The sequence below is a fragment of the Streptomyces sp. genome, assembly GCF_036566765.1.
Taxonomy (GTDB): domain Bacteria; phylum Actinomycetota; class Actinomycetes; order Streptomycetales; family Streptomycetaceae; genus Streptomyces.
The window spans coordinates 1-6,093 of sequence record NZ_DATCVQ010000567.1; the positions used below are offsets into that span (position 1 = coordinate 1).

The 6,093-nt window shown below is 67.6% G+C and carries 4 protein-coding genes and 1 pseudogene; 1 reads left to right on the forward strand and 4 read right to left on the reverse strand.

Annotated features, from left to right (window positions below):
- The 4 genes and pseudogenes from VIU94_RS32915 to VIU94_RS32930 form a co-directional block, all read right to left on the reverse strand.
- Nucleotides 1-205, reverse strand: a pseudogene (locus VIU94_RS32915) (hypothetical protein); the annotation flags it as partial.
- Nucleotides 202-1,299, reverse strand: a complete 1,098-nt coding sequence (locus VIU94_RS32920) for a DUF5047 domain-containing protein (protein WP_331917141.1) — start codon at nt 1,297-1,299, stop codon at nt 202-204. The gene VIU94_RS32920 and the pseudogene VIU94_RS32915, both read right to left, overlap by 4 nt.
- Entirely contained in the window at nt 1,296-3,524 is a 2,229-nt protein-coding gene (locus VIU94_RS32925) for a hypothetical protein (RefSeq protein ID WP_331917143.1), read from the reverse strand. The genes VIU94_RS32920 and VIU94_RS32925 overlap by 4 nt, the downstream gene beginning before the upstream one ends.
- 9 nt (nt 3,525-3,533) lie before the next feature.
- Nucleotides 3,534-5,801, reverse strand: a complete 2,268-nt coding sequence (locus tag VIU94_RS32930) for a hypothetical protein (protein WP_331917145.1) — start codon at nt 5,799-5,801, stop codon at nt 3,534-3,536.
- A 97-nt stretch (nt 5,802-5,898) separates the two neighbouring features.
- On the opposite strand from VIU94_RS32930, the gene VIU94_RS32935 reads away from it, so the two are divergent.
- A partial coding sequence (locus tag VIU94_RS32935) for a hypothetical protein (protein ID WP_331917147.1) occupies nt 5,899-6,093 on the forward strand: 195 nt, incomplete at its 3' end.

Below are 6,093 nucleotides of genomic sequence, written 5' to 3' on the forward strand. Positions count from 1 at the left end.
CGCCGACCGCAGGCAGAACGTAGGGCTCCATGCAGCGGATGTCGGGGATGTCGTCGGCGTCGACGGTGCCGTCGCCGTTCTCCGCGGTGACTGTGGCGAGCCGCCAGTCGGAGCCGCGCACGCTTGGCGCCTGTTCCCCGGCGCGTTTCGCTGCCTGCTGGATTGCGTACTTGAGGTCGCGGTTGGAGGCGTGTGAGGACTTCATGCGTCCTCCTTGGCGCTGATCGTGCTGATGGGGAAGTCCCCGCCCAGGTCGAGGGGCACGCTGAAGCTCGCGGCCTGGTGGAGTTCGCGGCTGCCGTCTTCGTGCTGCACCCGAAGAACGTCGCCCGATTCGAGGGCCGGGTTCGGCAGGGAGCTGATGTCGCCGGTCGCGTTCGGCGCTTTGGCTTGCGCGAGTTTCAGCGTTGCTGCCTGCTGGCAGGCTGCTGTCGTCGTCAGCGTGCTGGACGTGAAGAAATCCGGGCGCCGGCCGAACGGGCCACCCCAGTACGTCGGGCTGTTCGGGTCGCCGTCCACGGCCAGGTATTGGACCGGGGCCACGTTCTCGCTGGTGTTCTCTCCGCGGGCAAGGATGCCGTTGAAGACGTTGGCGCTGGACATGCCGCGGTTCGCTTTGATGTACACGCCGCCCTCGGCGGCTTTGATCTCCCACACGGGGGTGGCGGTCGCCAGGTCGGGCAGGGTGGCGATGACGAACACGCCGTCCGGGTTGCAGTACACCTCGGCGCCGGCCCCGGAGGCGATCTCCTGGCAGCCCGCCCACGGGTCGGCTTCGACATCGAAAGTGCGCTTCCCGATGCCCTGGTCGGCGATGGTGCTGATGACGGCGGCGGTCGGGATGGATCGTTGGATGAGTGCGGTGATGGCGGAGACGACGGTGCCTGTCGCCGTCCAGGGGGCGTAGAGCTTGTCGTCGGCGACGATCGCCGACAGGTCTTTCCCCTGCAAGGTGACCGGTCCGTCGTTGACGTCTCCGCCGACGTCGTCGAGGCGGAACACTCCGAGCGGCACGAGTTCGCTGGTGCCGTCGCCGTAGTCGACTCCGCGGGAGATCCGCAGCTGGGCCCCGTAGGTGGCCAGCTGGTCGGTGGGCGTGCGAGGGATCAAGGTCGGGTCGGCGACGGTGACGGTGCAGGTGCGGCGGATCGCGCTGCCACGGTCCACCGTCACGCTGCCGCCAGTGTGCTCCAGCGCGAGAGTGCGGCCGTCAGTGAGCAGCAGCAGCACCTCGGTGAGCGGTGCATGCGATTCGGCGAGGCGTTTCAGGAACCGGTCGGTGACGGCGTACAAGGTCACCGCCTCCGGTCGAGCAACAAGTCCTCGCACGTGGCATACACGGCCAGCAGGTCAGCGCAGGTCGCGAATTCGGTGACCACGTCCTGCCAGGTGCGGCCTGCGGGCCCGTTGACGCCGACCGTGACCGGCATGTCCGCCTGCACCATGGGCAGCGTCCACGCCCGCATCTGCTCCTGCGCCAGGCCTCCCGTCCGCGCTTCCGGGACTTCGCCGACGTCGACGTACATGTCGTCGACGCCCATGCCGGGAACGGCCTGCCAGAGCAACGTGTTGCCGGAGTCGAGGAGCAGGTTGAGGGCTTTGCGCTGCTGGTCGGACAGGGTCCAGATCGACAGGCCGCCCTCGAGGCCCTGCCTCAGACCGTGGTGGGTGACCTTGTTGCGGCGCCCGCGCACCACAAACGACGCCTGGTCGACGGGCCGGGTCCAGTCCGGCGGCTTCTCCACGGTCACCGTGAGGTTCCGCTGCGGGTTCCCGGGGTCCTTCAGCCACACACTGTTGATGTCTGCAAGTTCGACGGTCGCGTAGTCGCTGGTGCGGGCGGTGGCGGTGAGCTCGCCGGGCAGGTACTGCTCGATGCGGTAGCGCACCGGCGTGTTCAGGGGTGCCTCGTGATCCTCGATGATCATCAGGTCGGATGCGATCAGCTGCCGGTCGATCAGCCCATACGGGCCGCGCACCAGCACCCTCGACCCGTCCGGCAGCAGCCGGTACACGGTGATCTCGTCGTCGAGGATCAGCTCCCGCAGCGTCAGTTCGATGTAGCCGCTGTCGGAGTGGGCCTCTACCGCGGTCAGCGGCAGAACCTCCCACAGCGCGACCTGGTCCACATGCAGGACGCTCGACGTCGCCGACGCTGTGGCCACAACCTCCACCGCGGCCTGCGTCGCCCCGGCGGGCGCCACCGCATCCGCGGGCAGCGCATACCAGGACGCGCCCGGCAGTGTGTAGGCGATGCCCGTGCTCGAGCCCAAGTCGACGTTGGAGGCGTCGTACCAGCGGACCCGTGTGCGCACCGTCGCCCAGGAGCCTGCCGCGGTGTGCGCGATGATCTGGGCACGCCAGTTCAGGCCCTCTTCGACGGGGAAGCGGCCCGACCGGATCGTGGATGCGGTCGCCGTCGCCGATGAGACGGCGAGCGAGTAGGCGCCGTCGAAGGCGCTGAGCCCCCAAGGTGTGGTGCGGGCGATCGTCGCCACACCCGACGCGACAGTCCACCCGGCGATGCCCTGCTCGAACGAGGCGTCCGCGTAGGGCAGGACTGTGCCCGCCTGTAGTTGCGGCGCCACCGTGACGACGACCGTCTCCAGCCGCAGCACCTGCCCGGCGGACGCCGAGTCCAGGCCTGCCGCCACCGAGCACGTCGCTGCGGTGGCCGGCGCCACCATCGACGCCCGCTGCCGATACATGCCGGTAGTGGCAGGCGGTGCGAGCGTGCTTCTCTGCGCGCCGACCTGGTTGCCGTTGATGTCGTAGAAGCGCAGCTCAATCCACGCCTGCGAGGTGAGGACCGGGGGCTGCAGGTAGGCGTAGGCCAGATATTCGGCGCCGGGCGTCACCGCGGGCCGGTCCACGGCGAGCGCTGAGGCGTTACCGGCGGCGATCGCGGTCACGGCGAGCGTCTGCCCACCGGCCAGGTAGTTGTCGACTGCCCAGCTCATGACCGGGGCTTGGCGGGTGATGGTGGCGTTGACGACCGCCGCCCATCCGCTGGCGTCGATCTCTGTGCTTTCGGTGCCGAACGGCAGCAGGTTGCCGGTCGTGCGCAGCGGCAGGCCGAGGTAGACGTTCTCCCAGTAGTGGGAGACGTTGATGCCGACCTCGGTCGACGACAGCACCACGTGCGCCTGCGTCGCCCCCATCGGGGCCTGCCCGGCAACACTGACGCGGTGCCAGCTGGAGGAGGCGGCCATCGTGGTCAGCGACCAGGTGATGGAGATTTCGGTGCCGCTGCTGTTGAGCCAGCGGATCCCGATCCGTTCCGGTACCGCGCCCGCTGTGTCGGCGAACGTGTAGTAGACGGTGCCCGCGGTGACGGGGTACGAGGAGACGGTGCGGGCCTGCACTTCGCCCGCCGCCACCGATTTGGTGACGAGGCAGCCGTCCCCGTTCCGGCCGCCCGTCCCCTTCAGCAACGTGCCGCAGTTGAGTTTCGGGGTCCAGCCCGAAGTGTTCGGGTCGACGGACTCCGTGGTCGGGCTGAGGAAGTTTCCGGGGATCGCCAAGATTCCTCCTCAGCCCGCGTTGAGTACCTGAATGAGTTCGCCCTGAGCGGTGCGTACTTCAGTGCGGGCGATGTCGGTGATCTGCTCGTTGCCGACGAACACCGACACGGACAGGTCGCCCAGCTGCTGCTGAGCGGACCGTGCCGCAAGGGAGGTGAGCGCGTTGGCCTGCGCCGTCGTGAACACCGGCTCCGGACGCCCCGTCCCGTTGAACGCGAGGTTCATGCCGGGCTGGAGGTATCCGCCAGAGTCGTAGGACCCAGGCTTGAACCCGTACCAGCTGGTGAACAGCTTGTCCCGGTAGCCGCGAGCCCCCTTGCCGATGACGACGCCGTCGCCGCCACGGGACTCCACATTGACGCCGCCGAGCGTTCCGGCCGTGTGGCCGACCCCAGCATTGGTGATGCCGATGCGGTACGGGCTGTTGCCGTGGAGGACCCATCCAGGTGGTGCAGTCTTCCCCGAGAACGCCCCGGTCGCCCACCGGCGATGCGGCTTCTGGCCTCGGATCACGGACTCGATCGCAGAAACCAGACCCGAGCAATCCCATGAAGGGTTGCCATTTCCGCCCCATTGATACGGTTTGCCGTTTTGGGTTCGAGCCCACTTCAGACCGGCCTGGATCCGCGGCCCGCCGATGCCACCGGCGCCCTTGCTGTCGGCCTTCTTGCTGTAGCCGAACAGGGCGCCGATGATGCCGTCCGGGATCTTCCGGATCAGCTTGCCGAAGCCTGTGTCCATGCCGGGAAAGTTGGCCAGGAGCGGGTTGACGACTGCCTTCACACCCGAGCGTGCCGAGCCCTCCAGTGTGTCCTTGAGCCAGCTCGCGCCCTTCTTGATGCCATTCCAAGCTTCCGATCCGGCACCGACAGCAGCGGATGCGGCCTTGCCGATCCAGCCGAAGATGCCGCCGTCTGCGAACTTCTGCACGACTCCGCCGTTGGCGTACCGCAGGGAGCGGTCCGTCGACGTGTTCGGGTTGCCGCCGAGCACCGGTGCCAGAGCAGCCTTGACTCCCTGAGCGCCCTTCGTCTTGGCGATCGAGTTCATCGTGCTGACGAAGCCGGAGCCCACGCCGCGGGTGAACTCGGGCCTGAAGAACGACTCTCCGCCAGACAGCTCCAACTGGCCGCCTGTCGGGGACGCGAATTTGTGGACGTCGCGGCCCGGCGTGTAGCCGGGCATGACGCCACCCTTGGCGAACTTGAACTTGGGCAGGCTGGGCGCACCGAAGGCGTCCGCGACCTTGTTCCAGACGCCTCGGATGCCGTTGTTGTAGACGACATCCACGACGTACTGGACTGGTTTGCGGGCCAGGTTCGAGAGCTTGCTCCACTGCTCGCCGATGTAGTCCTTCGCGGTGTTGAACGCGGTCCCGACCGCCTTCACTCCGGCCTTGAGCAGGTCGAACTGCGGCTTCACGCCCTTCGACCAGAGCCAGGCTGCCCGGTCAGCGATCCACCCGAACGCAGGCTTGATCGCGTTCGTGTACAGCCACTTCGCCTGGTCACCGATTGCCCGGAACGCCGGTGCGAGCACGTTCTTCCACAGCCACGTGGCGACCCTTGCGACAGCCCGGAAGATGGCCATGGCCGCGTCGAACTGCGGCTTCAGGACGTTCCGGTACAGCCACACGGCGAGTGCCGCGATCGCCTCGAAGGCGGGCTTGATCGCGTACTTCCACAGCCAGCCCGCAATCGCACCAAGTACCTTGAAAGCGACGATGATCGGCAGGATCACGGCGACGGTGATCACCGTCAGCAGGATGCGGGCCGCCAGACTGATCGCATCCCAGGCGGGCTTGATGGCGTTGGTCCACAGCCACATCGCGGCCCGGCCCAGCTGCTTCAGCCCGTCCCAGATGAATGCGAACACCGGCTGCAGGACGTTCGTCCACAGCCACATCGACGCCGTCTGGATCGCCGACCAGACAGCCTGGATGCCCTCACGGAACCAGGTGAAGTGGTTGTACATGTAGATCACGGCCAGCACCACGGCGCCGATCGCGAGGACAATCCAGCCCCACGGCCCAGCCGAGGCGATCACCTGGAACGCCGCCATGGCGCCGTTCAGGATCAGCTGCCAGGCAGCCCACAGCTTCGTCGCCACATACAGGCCGTAGACGGCGATGACCAGCTCAGGGGCGTGCTGTGCGAGCCAGCCCACACCCTGAGCCAAGGTGCCGATCACCTGAAGCAGTGGCCCCGACAGCGGCGACAGTGCCTGGCCGATGCTCAGGAACGCGCCCGCGATCTTCCCGAGCGTCTCGGCGATCAACGGGGCGTGCTCGGCGCTGTACGACAGGAACCGCTCGAACTCGGGCGAGCCCTTCAGCCCGGTCGCCCACGTCGCGAACCGGCCTGTGATCCGCTGCATGGTCGACGAGATGCCGTCCATGTGCGGCAGAAACGCGTCGATGACCCCGGCGATCCCCTTGAAGACGTTGCCGAACGCGACCCCGAGCCCGATGATCGCGGGCTTCACGCTGCCCTGGAGATCCTGCTTGAAGCCCTGCCAGAACGGCTTCTTCAGCTCCGTCGACGCCTTGTCCTGGAGGATGCCGATCGCA